20 protein-coding genes are annotated in these 18,910 nt (G+C 41.1%); 4 read left to right on the forward strand and 16 right to left on the reverse strand.

Features of this window, described 5'->3' with window-relative positions:
• The 11 genes from PQ460_RS21280 to PQ460_RS21330 form a co-directional block, all read right to left on the reverse strand.
• Window positions 1–543, reverse strand: a complete 543-nt coding sequence (locus PQ460_RS21280) for a DapH/DapD/GlmU-related protein (protein ID WP_274171096.1) — start codon at window positions 541–543, stop codon at window positions 1–3.
• 65 nt (window positions 544–608) lie between these two features.
• Window positions 609–1,769, reverse strand: coding sequence for a glycosyltransferase family 4 protein (locus PQ460_RS21285; protein ID WP_274171097.1), 1,161 nt, complete (start codon window positions 1,767–1,769; stop codon window positions 609–611).
• Window positions 1,770–2,073: 304 nt separating this feature from the next.
• Window positions 2,074–3,441, reverse strand: a complete 1,368-nt coding sequence (locus PQ460_RS21290) for a flippase (RefSeq protein ID WP_273614696.1) — start codon at window positions 3,439–3,441, stop codon at window positions 2,074–2,076.
• Between the two features lie 92 nt (window positions 3,442–3,533).
• Window positions 3,534–4,517, reverse strand: a complete 984-nt coding sequence (gene gmd, locus PQ460_RS21295; RefSeq protein ID WP_273614695.1) for a GDP-mannose 4,6-dehydratase — start codon at window positions 4,515–4,517, stop codon at window positions 3,534–3,536.
• A gap of 63 nt (window positions 4,518–4,580) precedes the next feature.
• Window positions 4,581–5,519 (reverse strand): GDP-L-fucose synthase family protein, encoded by a 939-nt coding sequence (locus PQ460_RS21300; RefSeq protein ID WP_204826524.1) that lies wholly within the window; start codon window positions 5,517–5,519, stop codon window positions 4,581–4,583.
• A gap of 37 nt (window positions 5,520–5,556) precedes the next feature.
• On the reverse strand, window positions 5,557–6,252 hold the full coding sequence (locus tag PQ460_RS21305) for a sugar transferase (protein WP_273614694.1): 696 nt from the start codon (window positions 6,250–6,252) through the stop codon (window positions 5,557–5,559).
• Window positions 6,252–7,160: a UTP--glucose-1-phosphate uridylyltransferase GalU gene (gene galU, locus PQ460_RS21310; protein ID WP_069329505.1), complete on the reverse strand. Its 909-nt coding sequence runs from the start codon at window positions 7,158–7,160 to the stop codon at window positions 6,252–6,254. The genes PQ460_RS21305 and galU overlap by 1 nt, the downstream gene beginning before the upstream one ends.
• A gap of 376 nt (window positions 7,161–7,536) precedes the next feature.
• Entirely contained in the window at window positions 7,537–8,211 is a 675-nt protein-coding gene (locus PQ460_RS21315) for a CpsD/CapB family tyrosine-protein kinase (protein WP_273614693.1), read from the reverse strand.
• Window positions 8,195–8,944, reverse strand: a complete 750-nt coding sequence (locus PQ460_RS21320) for a YveK family protein (RefSeq protein WP_273614692.1) — start codon at window positions 8,942–8,944, stop codon at window positions 8,195–8,197. Before PQ460_RS21320 ends, PQ460_RS21315 begins: the two co-directional genes overlap by 17 nt.
• Window positions 8,945–9,289: 345 nt before the next feature.
• Window positions 9,290–9,559 carry a hypothetical protein gene (locus tag PQ460_RS21325; protein WP_274171098.1) on the reverse strand — a complete coding sequence of 90 codons (270 nt, stop codon included), beginning with the start codon at window positions 9,557–9,559 and terminating at the stop codon, window positions 9,290–9,292.
• A 231-nt stretch (window positions 9,560–9,790) separates the two neighbouring features.
• Window positions 9,791–10,159, reverse strand: coding sequence for a hypothetical protein (locus tag PQ460_RS21330; protein WP_273614690.1), 369 nt, complete (start codon window positions 10,157–10,159; stop codon window positions 9,791–9,793).
• Window positions 10,160–10,620: 461 nt separating this feature from the next.
• Here PQ460_RS21330 and mscL point away from each other — a divergent pair, with 461 nt between their 5' ends.
• Window positions 10,621–11,097, forward strand: a complete 477-nt coding sequence (gene mscL / locus PQ460_RS21335) for a large conductance mechanosensitive channel protein MscL (protein WP_273614689.1) — start codon at window positions 10,621–10,623, stop codon at window positions 11,095–11,097.
• Window positions 11,098–11,208: 111 nt separating this feature from the next.
• On the opposite strand, the gene PQ460_RS21340 is transcribed toward mscL, so the two are convergent.
• Window positions 11,209–11,514, reverse strand: coding sequence for a hypothetical protein (locus tag PQ460_RS21340; RefSeq protein ID WP_273614688.1), 306 nt, complete (start codon window positions 11,512–11,514; stop codon window positions 11,209–11,211).
• 170 nt (window positions 11,515–11,684) lie between these two features.
• Here PQ460_RS21340 and PQ460_RS21345 point away from each other — a divergent pair, with 170 nt between their 5' ends.
• Window positions 11,685–12,314: an NUDIX hydrolase gene (locus PQ460_RS21345; protein WP_274171099.1), complete on the forward strand. Its 630-nt coding sequence runs from the start codon at window positions 11,685–11,687 to the stop codon at window positions 12,312–12,314.
• On the opposite strand, the gene PQ460_RS21350 is transcribed toward PQ460_RS21345, so the two are convergent.
• Both PQ460_RS21350 and PQ460_RS21355 read right to left on the reverse strand, forming a co-directional pair.
• Entirely contained in the window at window positions 12,311–13,105 is a 795-nt protein-coding gene (locus PQ460_RS21350; RefSeq protein WP_274171100.1) for a TrmB family transcriptional regulator, read from the reverse strand. The genes PQ460_RS21345 and PQ460_RS21350 overlap by 4 nt on opposite strands.
• 95 nt (window positions 13,106–13,200) lie before the next feature.
• The gene (locus PQ460_RS21355) at window positions 13,201–14,052 is read right to left on the reverse strand and encodes a zinc ribbon domain-containing protein (protein WP_274171101.1); all 852 of its coding nucleotides are present in this window, start codon (window positions 14,050–14,052) and stop codon (window positions 13,201–13,203) included.
• Between the two features lie 228 nt (window positions 14,053–14,280).
• On the opposite strand from PQ460_RS21355, the gene PQ460_RS21360 reads away from it, so the two are divergent.
• Both PQ460_RS21360 and PQ460_RS21365 read left to right on the forward strand, forming a co-directional pair.
• The gene (locus PQ460_RS21360; RefSeq protein WP_274171102.1) at window positions 14,281–16,362 is read left to right on the forward strand and encodes an ATP-dependent helicase; all 2,082 of its coding nucleotides are present in this window, start codon (window positions 14,281–14,283) and stop codon (window positions 16,360–16,362) included.
• Between the two features lie 74 nt (window positions 16,363–16,436).
• Window positions 16,437–17,180, forward strand: a complete 744-nt coding sequence (locus PQ460_RS21365) for a GTP pyrophosphokinase (RefSeq protein WP_273614683.1) — start codon at window positions 16,437–16,439, stop codon at window positions 17,178–17,180.
• Between the two features lie 103 nt (window positions 17,181–17,283).
• On the opposite strand, the gene PQ460_RS21370 is transcribed toward PQ460_RS21365, so the two are convergent.
• Together PQ460_RS21370 and PQ460_RS21375 are read right to left on the reverse strand one after the other, a co-directional pair.
• Complete coding sequence (locus tag PQ460_RS21370; RefSeq protein WP_274171103.1) at window positions 17,284–17,997, reverse strand: hypothetical protein; 714 nt, start codon at window positions 17,995–17,997, stop codon at window positions 17,284–17,286.
• Between the two features lie 12 nt (window positions 17,998–18,009).
• Entirely contained in the window at window positions 18,010–18,906 is an 897-nt protein-coding gene (locus PQ460_RS21375; protein WP_274171104.1) for a M15 family metallopeptidase, read from the reverse strand.
• Between the last annotated feature and the right edge of the window lie 4 nt (window positions 18,907–18,910).

Consider the following 18,910-nt stretch of genomic DNA (forward strand, 5'->3'; position numbering starts at 1 on the left):
TTATTCCACTCCTTCCAAGTGCTTAATGACTTTAGCCGGTACTCCAGCAGCGATGCAATTGGGTGGAATCGAGCTTGCGACAATACTGCCTGCTCCAATCACACTATTGCGACCGATTGTTACTCCTTTGAGTACAGTCGCATTTGCACCAACCCATACATTATCTTCAATGACTATATCGGCTTTGCCCACATCCAGTGGATTTTTGTTGAATCGACGATTTTCCGGCTTGATCGGATGAAAATCGGTATCACTGATCTGTACATTGACACCTAGCATCACTTGATTACCAATACTGACGCGAGACACTGCACAGATACTTGCTCCGCTAATCCCTACATCATCGCCAATTTCAATCACAGCACCTTCTGCAAGGGTACGAATCACTGTACGATGATTGAGTCCGATCGGGTTGCTATAATCGGATGAGCACAAAATAGCGTTATGTCCGATCTGAATCGAGCTTCCCTTTTCTCGATCCACAATCGGCATGCCTACAGCGATCAAGTTGTTGCCAAATGTGATCTGCTGTTCTTTTAGCATTCTCCGGGTGAAGACGGTAGAACACTTTTTAGCTACTTTGCGTTTGAAGCGTATAAAGCTTGTGATCATACGGTTTCTCTAACGAAGAATCGGTTATAGAAATCAAATGTCCGCTTGGTGTTTTTACGCGCATCGAAGTTCTCTTCTGCAAAAGCTAATGCATTTTGAGAAAGCTTCTCGTATAATGCTTTGTCTGTACCGATTTTAACCATATAATCTTCCATCGCTTGATGATTACCATCCTCGAACAGGAATCCTGTTTTGTTATGAAGAATCAGTTCATTCGGTCCACCAATATTGGTAGCGATCGCTGGTTTCTTCATTGAGGCTGCTTCAATAATACTGCGTGAAAAGTGAGGTTCTACAAACGGGCACATCATGACATTACTTGCGGCAATTAACTGCGGTACATCGTCACGGAAAGCCAGTGTAATGATCTGATCATTTCCTTTAGCTTCTGCCATAACTTTGTCTTCGTATGCATTATTTTTATTAAAGTAAAATCCACCAACGATCAACTTGAAGTTCGGATGACCTTTGCTGATTTTGTTAAATGACTTCACCAGATCCAATACTCCATTCCCTGTTACCACACGACCAATGTACAAAAAGACGATATCGTCATCGTCTATACCGAGTTCCCTGCGAACAGGAGTCCCGTTTACATCTGGATTGTAGGTTCCAAAGTCCACGAAGTTGTATACGACTTCTAATTCTTTACCATTGCTATCAACCGTCTCGGAATCGAACTGATCGATCGAGATATACCCATCCACGTATTTGTGATTCATTCGTTTTAAAATATTTCCTGCGAATGAGTTGAGTAGCGGTTCGCGTACATGGCAGACTACTTTAGTATCAGGAGATACTTTTTTGACTGCTTTAGCGACTTGGAACAGACATGTGCTGTTCAAGTGAACGATATCCGGTTTGTATTTACGGATATATTTTTTAGCTTGAAAATACGTAGGTAGTGCTCCAATCAGATTACGAATAAACAGTTTCGGTCTCATTCCTGATACTGTTGATCCGTGGAAAGGAAACATGCCTTTAGCGACTTCTACCGGTAATCCACCGGATTCCAGCAATTTTACAGCCGGGCCGTTGCGAATTGTCAGTACATGACCATCAAATTTTGTCTTATCCAGATGACTAATGAGATAAGTCAGACTTTTCGGTGCTCCGCCCATGAATCCTGAATGATGGACATATAGTACTTTTTTCATCAGCTCTTACCTCCTTATGTCTGTGATTAAAATGCTTTGAAATGATCAGCTTGTAGTGATTACGAGTGACACCGCTACGGTAATTCAATTGTTCTACCGATCGCTGTTAAGATCGGATATTTTGAAATACTGCTTGTCGCAGTTTATATCCGAATCTTAAAGGCGAACGCTTCGCTTCTAACGAACAATTCAATTTCCTTCGCTCTGACGCTCGTTGCTCACTACGCTGCCATTTCAAAAATGATTTGTAAGCAAGATATAATATCGGCCTGCATGGTATAGACAGACCTTGTTAATGTAGAGATTAGTTATTGGTTCTAACTTCACGTTTTTTGCCAGGTCTAAGTTTGTTGAAGATGGCAGTGAATGGAGAGATTAGTGTTTTGGACATCATGATGCCGGATACGCGGGTTTCTTTGAATAAGAAAGTAAAGGCGTAACTGGATACGATAAATGCCACGACTGTTCCCATCGCTGCACCGACTCCACCGAATAGTGGGATCAGAATCAAGTTAATTCCGACTTTGGCGACAGCGCCCATGACCTGACTGATCAGTTCGAAGCGATACAATCCTTCGCTAATGATCCATTTATTCAACGCTGCTCTCATAAAGACGAACAAACATGCCCAGACGTGAATAACTAGAATACTGATAGCGCCTGTGTATTCTTGACCATACAAGATGGAAATTACCGGTTTGGCCATAAATGTCACGACGATACAGATAGCAAGTGCGAACCAGAACAGCATGTTATACAGCTTTTGCAGTTCGGCTTTGTAAATATCAGGGCCGAGTTGCTTATTTTTGATCATACTCGGAAAGTACGATGCCGCGACTACGGTTGGTATGACGTACCATACTTCGGAAAGTCTGGCGGCAACCGCGTATACTCCAACGGCTGTCTCATTGATCATATAATTCAGCATAACCTGATCAATTTTGAGATAGATAATCGTGGATATTCCGGCTACGATCAAAGGCCAGGAACTATTCATCAATCGTTTACCAAGCGGCCAGTTAAATGACCATTTGGTGAACTGGATTTTGTTTCCCTGTGTGAATAGTAGGAAAAGAAATCCAAGAATCAGCTCCAGTGCATAAGAAACAGCGAACCAGATCAATGGTGCATGCATAACCACAAGCAATACTTTCATAATGGTTGTTAAAGCAAACGCAGCACCTTTGGCATAGACAGCATATTTGGCTTCCACGACTGAATCAAACCACTGGGAAATAACATCCAGCGGTTGAAACAGAAGGTTAGCGGCAATAATGACCATACTCCACTGCACGACTGGATCTTGTCCCGGCAGTGTAAAAGCAGCGACAACAGTTATTGCAAAAGCAATCAATCCACTGAACAGTCGTAATAAGGAGACTGTTCCGAGAATTTCGGTTTTATTATCAGGATCTTGCACCAGTTCTTTGACGATAATATTAGCAAGTCCTAACGGAACAACTGCACCAATAATCGTTACAAAAGCAATCGCGAAATTATATTGCCCAAATTGCTCGGGACCCAGATAACGCGCTATCCAGATACTGGTGATCATGTTGATCGCAAGTCGTCCGAACTTGTCCATGATCTGCCAGTTGGTATTGAAAAAGATTTTGCGTTTCTCTGGCGTCATCGAAAATTTCTTTCGCATTTTGGCGATCGGGTTAGCCATGTGGTTATCATCTCACTTCATCATTTTGCAAAAGTCCGTGGCAGTAAGTTACCCCTTAACTGATCTTTTCCTAATGGTGTAGAAGGAATCGATTAATATACAGGTACTTCTACTGGTCTTCCCGCATGACGTTTAAGATCGGCATCCACCATATTAGCTACCAATTGTTTGAAACCAACTTCCAATTCCCAGCCTAATTCTTGTTTTGCTTTTGTGCAATCACCAAGCAACAAGTCTACTTCTGCTGGACGAACAAACTTCTCATCAATTACTACATAGTCTCTCCAGTTTAGACCCACATGATCAAAAGCAACTTGTACTAGCTCTTCAACCGTATGCATTTCACCTGTAGAGATAACGAAATCGTCCGGTGTATCTTGTTGAAGCATCAACCACATTGCTTTCACATAGTCACCTGCAAATCCCCAGTCACGTTGAGAATCAAGATTACCTAGACGAAGCTCTGTTGCCAGACCCAATTTGATCTGTGCTACACCATCAGTGACTTTACGAGTTACGAATTCAAGACCACGACGTGGTGATTCGTGATTGAACAAGATACCGGAGCAAGCGAACATATTGAAGCTTTCACGATAGTTGACTGTGATCCAGTGTCCATATAATTTAGCTACGCCGTAAGGGCTACGCGGATAGAAAGGTGTTGTCTCTACTTGTGGAATAGCTTGTACTTTACCAAACATTTCACTACTGGATGCTTGGTAGAAACGAGCATCTGGCTTAGCGATGCGTACCGCTTCTAGCATGTTTGTTACAGCTAGTGCTGTTAATTGACCTGTTGCGATCGGTTGTGGCCAAGAAGCTGCTACGAATGATTGTGCTGCTAGGTTGTATACTTCATCAGGGTTAGAGATGCGTACCGCTTCGATCAATGAAGCCAAATCTGTCAAATCACCAGAGATCCATTCGATTTTATCTTGGATATGAGCGACATTCTCGTAGTTCGGTGTACTTGTTCTACGACGAAGTCCAAATACTTGATATCCTTTTTCTAAAAGCAGTTCCGCCAAGTACGATCCATCTTGTCCTGTTACTCCAGTAATTAGTGCTCTTTTCATAGTTAATTCCCTCCACAGTATGTTTTTATTTTTTTGATATTCATTTGTTTATAGAAAAACTACTTATTGATTAACAGCAACGCTATTACGGAAATCAGCATAGACTGCGCGGATACCTTCTTCCAAAGGAATACTTGCTTTCCAGCCTAGTGCATTAATTTTAGTTGTATCGACTAATTTACGTGGCGTACCATCAGGTACACTTGAGTTAAATACAAGGTCACCTTCATAACCAACAATGTTTTTGATCATCAATGCCAGGTCTTTGATGGCGATATCTTCACCAACACCGACGTTCACGATTTGGTTATCTTCGTAGTTGTCCATTAAGAACAAGCACGCATCTGCAAGATCATCCGCATGTAAGAATTCACGTTTTGGTGTTCCTGTGCCCCAGATTTCAACCGTTGGGCTGTTGTTTTCTTTTGCTTCATGAATTTTGCGTACCAATGCTGGCAATACATGAGATGATTTAAGATCAAAGTTATCATTTGGGCCATACATATTCGTAGGCATTGCTGAGATAAATCGTGAACCGTATTGACGGTTGTAAGATTCACACATTTTGATACCTGCGATTTTAGCGATAGCATAAGGTTCGTTTGTTGGTTCCAATTCGCCAGTAAGAAGATATTCTTCTTTTAGCGGTTGTGGAGCGAACTTCGGATAGATACAAGTTGATCCTAAGAACAACAGTTTCTTCACTCCATTAAAGTGAGCTGCATCGATTACATTCGTCTGAATCAATAAATTGTCACGAATAAAATCAGCAGGGAAATCGTTGTTAGCCGCAATACCGCCTACTTTTGCTGCGGCTAGGAATACATAATCAATCTTTTCTTGTTCGAAAAAGCGATACACATCGTCTAATTTACGCAAGTCCAATTCAGAACTACTGCGATAGATTAAGTTATTGTATCCTTCTTTTTCTAGAGCTCTCAGGATTGCAGATCCAACCAATCCTTTATGACCAGCCACATAGATTTTGGCATCTTTATTCATTAATGTGTCACCTCGTCCTTATCTTATGATGTTATTCTCAAAACGCGTCTTTAGAACCGAAAAGGACTCTAACTGTTTTGAAAAGGATATATATGTCGAACATGATTCCTCTTTTCTCAATATATTTCAGGTCTAGATCAACCATTTCTTCAAAGCTTAATTCGTTACGTCCACTTACCTGCCATAATCCGGTACATCCCGGTATAACACTTAGACGCAATTTGTCACGTTTGGTATATTCTTCGACTTCTCTTGGCAATGGAGGACGTGGTCCAACCAGACTCATATCACCGCGCAGGACATTCCACAATTGTGGAAGTTCATCAATACTCGTTTTGCGGATAAAGCGACCGATACGAGTAATACGTGGATCGTCTTTCATTTTGAACATCGCACCCTGGATTTCATTCTTTTCTAAAAGTTCTTTGAGCCGTTCTTCAGCGTCAGAGACCATAGATCTGAATTTGTACATCCTAAATGGCTGCTCATCTTTACCGATCCGTGTCTGATAGAAAAATACTTTCCCTTTAGAGTCCTCAAGTTTGATCAAAATGCCAAGTACAATGAAGAGCGGTGACAACACAATCAGACCGAGCAATGAGCAAAAGATATCCAACATGCGTTTCATCAGTACATAAAAACGTAATCTAGCTGACGTTTTCCCTACATGTCTTGCATAAAATTCGCTATAGTTCGCCCAGGCTTCCGCTTCACTCCCTTGTCTTGGAGTCATTAGCTATCACCTCTTACCACGAGCAACTCTTCTTGCAGTAACTCTCTTTCCAATGTTTCTTTAAGAGAACGCAATAAAGGTGCTTTCAGGTCTTCGTTTCGTAAAGCAAATTCAATCGTTGTTTGAATAAAGCCTAATTTTTCACCTACATCATAACGTGTACCCTGGAAGTCATAAGCGAATACTTGTTGCAATTCATTCAATCGTTGGATCGCATCTGTCAGTTGAATTTCTCCACCTGCACCTACTTCTTGCTCCCCGAGGAACTCAAAGATTTCCGGTGTAAGTACATAACGTCCCATGATTGCTAGATTAGATGGTGCTTGACCTGCTGGCGGTTTTTCTACAAATTGGCGAACTTGATGCAACCGACCAAATTGTTCCGACGGATCAATAATTCCATATCGATGTGTCTGATCTTCAGCAACCGTTTGTACACCGATGACTGATTTCTCAGTGAGCTCATATTGTTCGATTAATTGACGTGTACAAGGTGTGTCCGATTGGACAATATCATCACCCAATAACACTGCAAATGGTTCGTCTCCAATAAAATTACGTGCACACCAGACAGCATGCCCTAATCCTTTTGGCTCTTTCTGCCGAATATAATGTATATCGACTTTAGAAGACTTCTGAACTTCGTCCAGCAAATCCAATTTGCCTTTTTCTAAAAGAGTCGCTTCCAATTCAAAAGCATTGTCAAAATGATCTTCAATTGCGCGTTTACCTTTACCGGTTACGATAATAATGTCTTCAATACCCGAAGCGATGGCTTCTTCAACGATATATTGGATCGTTGGTTTGTCTACGATCGGCAGCATTTCTTTCGGCATAGCTTTGGTTGCTGGCAAAAAGCGTGTGCCTAGCCCCGCCGCGGGAATGATAGCTTTACGAACCTTCTTCATAAAATCACGCCCTATCCTGTTTTTTTGTGTGGTTTACAATCATGCTGGCCAAGTTGCAGGTATGTAAGCATTCCGACCTTAACCTTTTCATAGAAGGTAAGATCGATGCTTATGAGCCTTCTGTTACGATGAGAATTCTGAAGACAGGAGTTATATTCTCTCCAATGGTTTTTTACTATAACGCATATCTTCAGCCTATTCACATTCCGGCTCTGTAACATTATACGAATCCGGGCATTCAACCCGTCCTCACCATCATACCCTTGACGATAAACGTCTAAGGCTACTTCTGTAGCCCACAGCATGACCGAGTATCTCCAGTGATATGGGTGCAGGAGACATTACCCCAAGCTTGACCTATATAGTTGAAAGTTAGTTATTGCTCTTCATGATACGCTGTTGTTAATGTTTTGCGGCTCGCTTGATTCAGTACAGCTCCTAATACATGAGCACCTACAAATTCAAGACTAGCTGTTGCTTTGACAATATCTTTACGACTGGCTCCACCTGCTTTGATCACCATAACAACACCCTCACATAGCGGCGTCGCTACCTGTGCATCGGTAAATGGTAACAAAGGGGGGGTATCCAAAATGACAAGATCGTATTCTGACTTCACTTCGTCCATCAAAGCTTCCATTCGCTTCGACCCTAGAATCTCAGAAGGATTCGGCGGTACAGCACCGGAAGTCATAACACTTAGATTCAATGTGCGAGTCGATTGAATCGCTTTGGATAGATCATCTTTATCAAACAACACATTCGATAACCCTACATTGTTTGAAATGTTGAAAATGCGGTGCATTGCCGGGTTGCGTAAGTCTCCATCAATAATAAGAACACTACGTCCTGTCTCTGCATAAGCAATCGCTAGATTAGCGACAGTAGTACTTTTACCTTCGCCCAATGTTGCAGAAGTGACGATAATGCTTTTCACTTTGGCATCCAATCGGGAAAAATCAATATTAGTACGCAGACCTTTATAAGATTCTGCGATCAATGACTTTGGATTTTCTTTGGTAATTAACGGCCATTTAAGTGTGGTTGGCACGTTCTCCACCTCCTGTAAACGGCTTAGCTGGCACTCTTTCTTTTGCCGTCATGTCTTCTTCTTTCATTTTGGCGATCACTCCAAGCACAGGCATTCCGAGAACATCGCGGATATCTTCCTCGCTTTTGATCGAATCGTCCATATACTCCAGTAAAAAGGCAATCGCAATACCTACAACCACTGACAATACCAATGCGATTAATACAAATAACATCGGGCTTGTTGTAATCGGCGGTGTAGAAACACTAGGGTCTGCTTTGTCCAAAATAATAATGTTATCAAAATTCATCAGTGTTGGAATTTCACGTTGGAATACCGCTGCAATCGCATTTACTTTTTTAGCAGCATTCTCATAAGAGGTATCCACTACTGAGACTGACATGACTTGTGTTTCATTCACTGCATTTACGCTAACTTGATTGATCAACTGTGAAGCATTGGCATTCAAATCTGGATACTCTTTTACCACTTTGTTCATAATGGCAGGCGTTTTAATAATTTCTTTGTACGTTTTGATTAACTGAATATTAGAGTTGATCGCTCCGATATTAGCTGTCGTACTGTCATCACCTGCTGTTGGGCTGCTGTTTACAACCAATTTGGCTGTAGCACTGTATTGCGGGCTATTTGTCATATAAGCGTACACGCCTGTTCCGACCGTAATCACCACAATAATTAAAAGTACCAACCACAATCGCTTTTTAATAATATTAAAATATTGTTTAATCTCCACAATCCTACCTCCAATTACGTATAAGTTGAGTTGATCTCAAGGCTACGAACCTGTTGGATCACTCTTTACTTGTAGATTGAATGACTTTTCGCACTCCTCCTATTTTGAAAATATCCCCTTATGATTACTTTCAAAAAACGAACCAACCAAGTTGTAGCACAATCAGTTACAGTTTGTCATTTATTTATTACAAATTTGTAACATAGTTTGAATAAGAAATAACGGCGTTCACATAATGCCTACGATTACGAGAGATTGCCGTCTATTGTGACTGGGTTGGAATCGTTAGAGTATCACAACTCTGTCCATAAATCTAATTGTGTGTTCTGCATAGTAGGAAACATCTTAGGTGCCGAGGTTGGCAAATGTCGTAACTTCTTCATCAGCCACATGATCCGGGTACACCTGATAGGGATTTAACGGAGTTTGAAAAAAGGTTTGTGTATGAAGTGGTTGTTTAGCTGCCCATTGAGTAGAAATCGCTGTCCATTCACTTTGACTTGTCTCCAACACTTCTTCGTTAACGGATGCCCTTGATTCTATATGATTCTTTTCTTGAAGCGGACCGTCAATCAATCGAATTAGCATAAATACTTCTTGAGGCGTACCCTCCATATCAATACCTTTAAAACTGATTTTCATTACGTGCCCACCTCTCCTAAAATTGTTTGTATGATTTCATTAGTTTAATAGTTAAGATTCTAAAATATTACATTTGTGTAATATGATTTCCAATCCAAAAGTTATTCGTTTTGAATAACTCCTGCGCTCATTATAATGCGTTCTGAAAATTTTGTAAACCTCTTTCAATTGCAAATTTTCTTACATTTTACTTTTTTAGGCAATTTAGATGTCCTGTTTTGTAATAAATCCTTCCAGTGTACCACCATTATTCATATGTTTTACAAGATCGTCCGCACTGGATTTCAAACCAGATTGTTTGAAAAGCAAGTCCACTAACACAGCAACATTCACTCCGTGATGGGTATTTGTTTGTAAAGGACGATACATTTTATCTTCATAAATGCCATACTGATGGGATATTTCTTCAGGTAATGGAGAAGTCGCCATCTCTAACCATTCATTTACATCAAAATCTTTATTTCCTTCTTTTTCCTGCTTGAGCGATGGATCTACGGAAAGTTTATGAAAGAAAGTTTTAACACCATTCCGTTTTTGCATCCACTGTTCATTAAGCACGTTCTGGTTTCTCACAATTAATTCCCTCCTGTTAATCCTGTCTCTTTTTATTCGTTTCGAATAATTATAAAATAGGTTACCTGAAAATCATGTCGAAATCTAGTATAAAAATAAAACTTTATTTATTTAAATTTCGACTTTCTATCTCTTTTGAACTGAGCAAAAAGAAACACTAAATGTCGGATGACTATACCTAAGTCTCACTTTATTTGTTTTCACTAACCAAATTGAGTCTTATTATCTAGTCCTCTATTAAATAATGAATAATTCATTTAACAATTCAAATTTTAGGTTTATCGCCTATTATCTGCTTTACATTAATTAATTTAGGATGTTAATTGTGTAGTCATGACATTATTCCATTTATTACTCATTATCGCTTATGTTAAAATTATATTGTTTAAAAGGCATAATGGAGCATTACCCCAAAGTAATGTATTTTATTCAAATATGATAAAAGAGAGGAGTTAAGAACTATGGGCTTAGTGAAAGAATTTAAAGAGTTTGCGGTACGTGGAAATGTGATTGATTTAGCCGTAGGGGTTATTATTGGAGCCGCTTTTGGTAAGATTGTAACGTCTCTCGTTAATGATATCATCATGCCTCCAATCGGGAAATTGCTCGGAGGTACTAATTTTTCCAATTTATTCTGGGACTTGGATAGAACATTCAGCGGTTCTACGGTAGTGTACCCTTCTCTTGCAGACGCTGAAAAGGCAGGAGCGTCTGTGATCGCATACGGACAATTCATCAATACGGTGATCGATTTCTTAATCGTTGCGCTATGTGTGTTTCTTCTGATCAAAGGTATTAATATGATGAAACGTAAAGAACATGAAAAACCTGCACCAGAGAAAACAACACGTGAATGTCCTTACTGTATGACTGAAATTTCGATCAAAGCAAGCCGTTGTCCTCAATGTACATCTGAGCTACATAAGGCACCTGCGTGAATACGCACAAAAAACCTCTTTCCGCATCTATGGAAAGAGGTTTTTTTAAAGAATCAGAACATATTGCAACCTTGTAATCATTTTTCTGCTCCCTCTGTATCACTACTCGTTTTAAATAGGACGATTAGAGGTAGGCAGCAAGTTGGACAGTATTCCTTTTAAATCCCGATCTTCTGTAAACTTTTTGTTGCCTGTATCTAATTCTTTGATACGAATATACTGAAAAGAAGCAGGCGATTGGGTAGGCACAAATCGTAAAGAGTCTCCTCGATCTACAGTTACTTCATATTTCATATCTTTAAACATACCTTCAAGCTGTTCGTTTGTTGGCACTTTGTCATCATCTACGAATACAAGACCTCGTAACGACTTCACTTCATGGTCATGAACAACATCAAATTTTACAATACATTCCATTGTTTCTCATCCTCTCCGAATAATAGTATTTCTTCTCTGTAAGAACTCTACTATTATAATAGTAGAAAGTCGTTTTTTTTACGTTGCCAAAACAACTTATAATTCAATAATAGAACAAATATGACTTGTTTGAATATGAAATATTTAACTTTGAAGGGAAGTGTCACGAAATGGTAACAACTGAATGGCTCGATATTTATGATGAACAAGATCAACATCTAGGCACCTGTGAACGCTCTGAAGTTCATCGGCTAGGTCACTGGCATCATACGTTTCATTGCTGGTTAATACGAGATACCTCAGAAGGGCGCCAATTGGTCTTTCAACAACGTCATCCTGACAAAGATACATTTCCAGATATGTATGATATTACAGCAGCAGGTCATTTATCTGCTGGAGAGACTTTTATCGAAGCCGCTCGTGAAATACAAGAAGAATTAGGGGTTCCGCTACATTATGAGCAATTAACTCATCTACTTGATGTACGTGATGAGACGATTGGCAGTACGCGGCATGGAGCATTTATCGATCGTGAAGTTAGCAGTGTATTCGGTGCATTCAGTCCGTACGAACTTCAACAGTATCAATTACAAGTGGATGAAGTGTCTGGTATTTTTGAAGCTCCTTTACAAGCTATGATTGAATTATATCAAGGTACACGCGATAAAGTGATGGCTTCTGGGGTCTATACGACAGATTCTACACCAATGATTCACAAGCTCACAGTTCAGCGTGAACAATTTGTTCCTCATGAAGGCAATTATTGTATCGATGTTTTCCAGAAGCTACTCACTCTTTAATCTGTTTCTTTCTGTACAAAGCCAGGCATATATTTACTCAAAATCTGTTCATATCCTTCTCCATAGCGCCGAACTAACTCAGCACCCAGGTCATTTTCAAGTTCAAATAGAATAATTTCCTGGGCAAAATGCTGAAGTAACAATTCCACCATCAGTGGATGTTCGGTAACAATGGCTTGGGCAGGCAATTCATCGCCTCTCATCCCTACAATACACCAACGCCGATCGACCACTAACCAGAACTTGCGCCCGCCTTGTTGACTTGCTGTTAACGGTAGCATGCCTGAAAATTTGCCATCTTCTTCGCCTTCAAAAGACCATAAGACTCGTACACCACGTTGCTCTGCTCGCTCTAATCCTTGCCTTGACCATTTGGCTTCTTCCCGCCATATTCCAGCTACAATCTCTTCGCTTGCTTTATCCAACTCACGATTTAATGTCTCAATGACTTTACGTTCTCCTTCTACTATAAAAAAAGACGGTTGTTCATGAGTTTCACTAGGCATATGTTGTTCTAAATACGATAAAGATTCACCCACCTGACCTGAGATCATGTGGGTAAATTCTTTGATAGGCATCATGGTGTAACGAGCAGGCTCCCCTGGAGTCAACTGAAGCACACCCCGGGATACCAGACGTTGCAATGTAGCATATACATTAGATCTGGATACACCCAGTCGCTTAGCGACTTCATAACCGGATTGTGTACCTTGCTGAGTCAGACTTACCATCACTTTGGCTTCCAATTCTGTAAACCCGAGATGGCGTAAATGATTAAGCAATTGTTCCATCAGGTTCGTCATCCTTCCCGAGTGGTCTTCAAACGATCGATGTTGATGTATTGAAGATAAGCATATTCATTATCATTCAAGCAATAATCAGTAGATTACAACTGCTCTGCTCCACAGTTAGGGCACCATTTGGAACCTTTTTGCAAAGCACTTCCACATACCTGACAACTGAACATATCTGTGCCGAGTTCAGGCTCCATATCTTCTTCTACCATAGTAGGTGTAGGTGTGACTGGCGTAGCAGTTGCCGCAGCAGGAATGACCGGCTTATGTGCGGGTTCTGCTGGCAACTCTTCTTTTTCTAATTTTACTTTAGATTCCGGTTGCCCTGGAAAATCTTCTTCATCTACATTGTCATCTACGCCTAGATTTTCTTTCCATGAGCGTACAAGACGATCCAATTCTTCCTGACGTTCATGCTCTTCACGTAGACGCTCTGCACGACGCGATTCTTCTTCGTCTACAGGAACATCTTGCAACTCTTCGTCTTCTTCATCCAGTTCTTGTTCATACTGAGTTGGATACACGATAGGTGAATTGCGTTCATCATCAGGATCATCACCAAATCCTTGTTCACGTTTGACGGTGACTGGCAACTTTTCCATTTTGCGTCCACAATTCGGACAGAAATTAGCTTCCAATGAGACAACGGTTCCACATTCGCAGACGCGTTCATTTTTGAGAACAGCAATTTTAGCGTGTACTTCATCAATCTCTTCCATTAACAGATCACATGCTTTGCATAAATCAGTCATCTCTTCTTCAGCAATGGACATGTCTCCGGCACGGTACCCTTCGTAAAATACTTGACCCATCCGCAAATAATGAACCTCGATTTCGCGTTCAATATCTGTCACATGACCGTTTAACCGGTTAATCTCTACTGCATTCTGTGCACGCTCGGTCGCTTTACCTGCGCCACTTTTGAGCCGTTGCAACAAATTCATGACTGTTCTCCTCCTCTAATTCACACCATTTATATATAGATCATACATAAATAGTCGTTACCGTTTCATTGAATTTTTCATATGAATATACTCAGGGTACTACTTCAACTGCTATCTATCCATTATAATAGAAGGATATGTATAGCAGTACCCGGATACGGGTTGCTTCTATCATACCAAATTTCTGCTGTACTTGAAAAAGATAAGCCGGAAAGGAAGATTTATCTGTTGAAAGACACCCTATGGCAAGATTACCCACGACCTCAAGGTATTCAACCGCATACAACTGTTCCGGCTGCCGAAAGCGCACCTCGTGATACCAGTATAACTCTTATTTCGGATGAAGAGGGAGATGCTTCGTTTTTCCGTGCTCTGGAAAGTCAGGGTATTCTACTTAATGCTCCGCAAATTGAAGCGGTAAGGCATGGCACAGGTCCACTTTTGGCATTGGCTGGAGCAGGCTGTGGCAAGACTACTGTATTGACTGCTCGTGCAGGATACTTATTATCTGTACGTAACATAGATCCACGTCAGATTTTGTTAGTGACTTTTACCACCAAAGCCGCTGCTGAAATGAAATCAAGAATAGCCGCATTGCCCGGCATTTCTGCCGCCAAAGCGCGTGCTGTCGAAGCTCGCACCTTTCATTCTTTCGGTCTGTTGATGCTGAGACGATATGGCAATCTTACAGAAGAAATCTTTGGAGATGCGCGTGCTCAACATGCCGTTTTGCAACGATTACGACGAGAGATCGGTTCGACCAGTACCACTCCACCGGAGACATTGTTAGCCACGCTATCTGCGATGAAGCTAGACGGCGGATCAGCAGAGGATCTACCTAAAGATACGCCTGAAGAGCGAGATCGTTGCGCTTTACTTTGTCGTTATGAAGAATGGAAGCAAGAATATCGCCGTATAGACTTTGATGATATCTTACTACGTACCGATAAATTGCTAGATGATCCGCATACGTTAGCGATATTACAGGAACGTTTTCAATATATTATGGTGGATGAGTTTCAAGATAGCAATCGACTGCAATATGGCATGGTTCGCAAAATCGCAGATGCTCATCGTAATTTAATGGTCGTAGGTGATGATGATCAGACGATCTATTCATTTAACGGAGCCAAGCAAGAATACATTTTGAACTTTCCGCAAGAATATCCGGGAACTAAGATTATTGCGCTGGATATTAATTATCGTAGCCATCCACAGATTCTAGGTCTGGGTACACATATTGTGACGCATAATACCGCACGCCATCATAAAATATTAAAAGCAGGCGTAGCCGCAGGTCAAGCACCACGTTATTTGCGTCCCGCTCATGCGGATGCCGAAGCCGATCAAGTGGTACAACGATTGTTAGAACAACAAACGCAAGGTATTCCGCTCGGCGATATCGCTCTACTTCACCGGACAATCAGTGGTACGCGGGCGATTGCAGAGCGATTGTTGATGGAAGATATTCCATTTATTCAATATGGGGAAGCTCCTGTATTTTATGATCATGCACTGATTCGCCCGATTATGGATCATTTGCGCTTAGCGATTAAGCCGCGTCGTATGGATGCATTACCTGGTGTCATTGGCCCATTATACATTTCAAGAGATGCCGGTATGGATCATATTATGATGAAAGAACAACAGCAATCGAAGAAATATCCACTGATTCATCTTTATCATTGGGATCGGCTCAAATCGTTTCAACGTCAACAGGTGAAAGATCGAATCGTTTTTCTCAAAAAGATCAAAGAAATGAAGCCACTTTATGCGATTCAAGAAATTCGGCGTGTATTTTATGATAAATTCGCCAGTGCAGACTTTAGTGGCCCGGCAACCCGTCACAAAGATACGATCCGTGAAACACTGGATGAATTGGAAAGTGCTGCTGGCAAATTTGCTACTGTAGAAGAAATGGTCAAATTCGCAGATGAATTGTCGATGAAACGAGAAAAAATGACCGAACTACTCAAACAAGAATCACCTCAAGGTGTGCATCTAATGACGATTCATCGTGCTAAAGGATTGGAATTTCCTTGTGTGTATCTACTTGGAGCTTCAGAAGGCATTTTACCGCATGAAGCGGCTTTGCAAGACTTTGCTCCTGAAGATGTACGAGCTGCGCAAAATATGAAAGGCCCTGATAAAGAAGGGGTCTTGATGAAAGCAGCTCTGGAAGAAGAACGCCGTATTGCTTATGTTGCAGTAACACGAGCCAAGCAAGAACTATATGTCTCTTCTCCAGCTATGCATCATGGCAAAACAGTGGCTCCGTCACGCTTTTTAATCGAAGCTTTTAAATCATAAAGTTGACTATTGCTAATGTCACAAATTTTGTTTACCTTTTCAACCCATGTACAATAGAAGCAGAGGTGACTGGTATGAGTGAAATAGACAAGATTATTTCGTTAAATCTAAACAATCTGGATTTATCCAAACTTAAAGAAATTAGTGAACATGCAGATACACTCAAGCAATTTGAAGAGTGGAAAAAGCTACCGATTCTATATGAACTGGCTTTGGAAGAATTACAGAACAAAATCAAATTGATTCAAGCTGAATGGGAATTAACCGATGGATTCAGCCCGATCGAACATATCAAAACCCGTCTTAAAGATCCTAAAAGTATGATCGAAAAGCTAGTTCGTAAAGGACTCGATACAACGGTTGATAATATTTTTGAACATATTCATGATATTGCAGGAATGCGTATTGTGTGTGCTTTTGTACAAGATATTTACCGGATGTTCAATCATCTACAGCAACGGGAAGATATTAAGATTATCGAAATCAAAGATTATATCGCTAATCCCAAGTCCAATGGATACCAAAGTCTACATGTGATTGTAGCGGTTCCACTGGTATTGATGGAAGGAAAACGCTGGGTCAAAGTGGAGATTCAAATGCGTACACTGGCGATGGACTTCTGGGCGAGTCTGGAACATATTATTTTCTATAAGTATGACAAACAGGTACCTGCACATATCGTACATGAACTGACCGAAGCCGCCAAAGCCGCAGATGAATTGGATCTCAAAATGCTGAATCTGCGTAAAGAAGTCTTATCGTTAGACGATTCAGTGACTCCACCACCGCCTTATGTACGCAAAGAATCGACCAATTGATCTGATCTTCTAGATACTGTTTTCTTTATTTACAATATCTCTATAACGCAAAAAGCATGCGATCTCCATCCTATGATGAGAAACGCATGCTTTTTGATTTATATTAGGAGGCGACAGCTTCGAATGTAATCTGACTGACTTTCATTGTTCCTTCATCCCACCGATAATGTAAAATAGCAGTGCCTACTGCTTCACCATCGGCTAATTGAGCCGCCACTTCTGCTGTTAATGTCTGATCTTCACCTACATGATAATCAATAATATTACCGAATTGTGGTAACTCATTCCGATCGGTAGGGTCTAAAGGTATTTCTACCGCAGGTTGATCTGCCACATTGGCGTTGACCAGAGATTTGCCAGACTTATGCACAACAGAAAAAGAAACATGAGCTTTGGTATATGCCAGTGCATCTTCCACTGCTACTTCTGTCTGCTGTTTTGGTTCAATCACATGGGCTTCGGATATGTATACCCCTGTTCCATAGCCTTTTGTCGTGATTACAATAATCTCTGCTTGCCCGTCTCCATTCAAATCTTGTTCATGAATCATCGGTTCATAACCCGGGTTGCTTACTGTCTCCCAGTCATAATGTTGCGCTTGCTCGCCTTGACCATCATCAATCGCTATATTGTGATAGAGCCCATCTTTTTCCTCACTCGCATAGAGACTGATCTTGCCTTCTTGAACCAATGGCGCAACTGACGCTTCAACAGATGGAGTCGACTTCTGAATCGATGCGCCTGGGTTAAACGCACATCCGGTCGCTTCCAACAGTAAAATAGTAGCAAATACCGTCATTTTCCGCCGATGGTTCATAGCTTCCCTCCTTTATTTCTGAATCTGATCTTCGTCAAAATATTCTTCAAGCGTTAGATTTTTAGCTGTTACATCTTCCGCTAATTCTTTACCAATATAACGAATATGCCATGGTTCCCATGTATAGCCGGTAATCGCATCTGCACCTTTTTTGTAGCGGATCACGAATCCGTACTCTGCTGCATGTTTGGCTAACCATTTGCCTTCTGCGGTTGCTCCGAAAGACTGCTCCAGACCATAACCGATACCCGGGCCTGATACGTCAATCGCTAGACCAGTCTGGTGTTCACTTGTTCCTGGCTTCGCACTCACACGATCGGTATAAGCTTGACCTTTGGTCGCTACGTTATTATTGTAGATCGTCACCTGACGCTTATATGAACGGTAACCAGACACAGCTCTTAGATCAAGCCCTGCTTTTTTGGATGCAGCAAATAGTTTTTCTAATGCGCCTGCGGCTTCTTTACGCATATGACTTTTTTCTAATACACCATCATAAGAGAACGCTACTTTGGGTACTACCAAATCTGGCGGAATATACCCATCTGGTAATGACCGCTTTTTGTTCACAATCACAGTCATCGACTCGGGGTTGGTAATCACCATTTTACCGTTCATCTTTTTAATAGTCGATTGAAGTGAACTGTCTTCACGCTGTTGTAGTAATGTATCACCTGTGCTATTTGTCGTGCTTGCTGTTGTTGCATTTGCACTGGTTGTGCCTGTTGTCTGTGCTGATGAAGATGGTGTCTGGGTAGTTGCATTAGATGTATTGCTTGCCGATGTTGGAGCTGTCGTAGCTGATTGCTCTGCACTTGCTCCACAACCTGCCAATAGTACTCCTGATAACAGCACACTGGCTGGAATAATCATATTCCACTGCACACGTAGTGGCTTTTTGGTATTCATTCTA

Source organism: Paenibacillus sp. KACC 21273 (assembly GCF_028736095.1).
Lineage (GTDB): Bacteria > Bacillota > Bacilli > Paenibacillales > Paenibacillaceae > Saccharibacillus > Saccharibacillus kyungheensis.

What these genes read in the sequence shown, in the direction of transcription:
- mscL (WP_273614689.1), top strand. Translation starts at nt 10,621, where the DNA reads ATGGGCTTAGTGAAAGAATTTAAAGAGTTTGCGGTACGTGGAAATGTG.
- PQ460_RS21290 (WP_273614696.1), bottom strand. Translation starts at nt 3,441, where the DNA reads ATGGCTAACCCGATCGCCAAAATGCGAAAGAAATTTTCGATGACGCCA.
- PQ460_RS21305 (WP_273614694.1), bottom strand. Translation starts at nt 6,252, where the DNA reads ATGACTCCAAGACAAGGGAGTGAAGCGGAAGCCTGGGCGAACTATAGC.
- PQ460_RS21340 (WP_273614688.1), bottom strand. Translation starts at nt 11,514, where the DNA reads ATGGAATGTATTGTAAAATTTGATGTTGTTCATGACCATGAAGTGAAG.
- PQ460_RS21375 (WP_274171104.1), bottom strand. Translation starts at nt 18,906, where the DNA reads ATGAATACCAAAAAGCCACTACGTGTGCAGTGGAATATGATTATTCCA.
- PQ460_RS21350 (WP_274171100.1), bottom strand. Translation starts at nt 13,105, where the DNA reads ATGGAACAATTGCTTAATCATTTACGCCATCTCGGGTTTACAGAATTG.
- galU (WP_069329505.1), bottom strand. Translation starts at nt 7,160, where the DNA reads ATGAAGAAGGTTCGTAAAGCTATCATTCCCGCGGCGGGGCTAGGCACA.
- PQ460_RS21365 (WP_273614683.1), top strand. Translation starts at nt 16,437, where the DNA reads ATGAGTGAAATAGACAAGATTATTTCGTTAAATCTAAACAATCTGGAT.
- PQ460_RS21345 (WP_274171099.1), top strand. Translation starts at nt 11,685, where the DNA reads ATGGTAACAACTGAATGGCTCGATATTTATGATGAACAAGATCAACAT.
- gmd (WP_273614695.1), bottom strand. Translation starts at nt 4,517, where the DNA reads ATGAAAAGAGCACTAATTACTGGAGTAACAGGACAAGATGGATCGTAC.
- PQ460_RS21325 (WP_274171098.1), bottom strand. Translation starts at nt 9,559, where the DNA reads ATGGAGGGTACGCCTCAAGAAGTATTTATGCTAATTCGATTGATTGAC.
- PQ460_RS21355 (WP_274171101.1), bottom strand. Translation starts at nt 14,052, where the DNA reads ATGAATTTGTTGCAACGGCTCAAAAGTGGCGCAGGTAAAGCGACCGAG.
- PQ460_RS21300 (WP_204826524.1), bottom strand. Translation starts at nt 5,519, where the DNA reads ATGAATAAAGATGCCAAAATCTATGTGGCTGGTCATAAAGGATTGGTT.
- PQ460_RS21370 (WP_274171103.1), bottom strand. Translation starts at nt 17,997, where the DNA reads ATGAACCATCGGCGGAAAATGACGGTATTTGCTACTATTTTACTGTTG.
- PQ460_RS21285 (WP_274171097.1), bottom strand. Translation starts at nt 1,769, where the DNA reads ATGAAAAAAGTACTATATGTCCATCATTCAGGATTCATGGGCGGAGCA.
- PQ460_RS21280 (WP_274171096.1), bottom strand. Translation starts at nt 543, where the DNA reads ATGCTAAAAGAACAGCAGATCACATTTGGCAACAACTTGATCGCTGTA.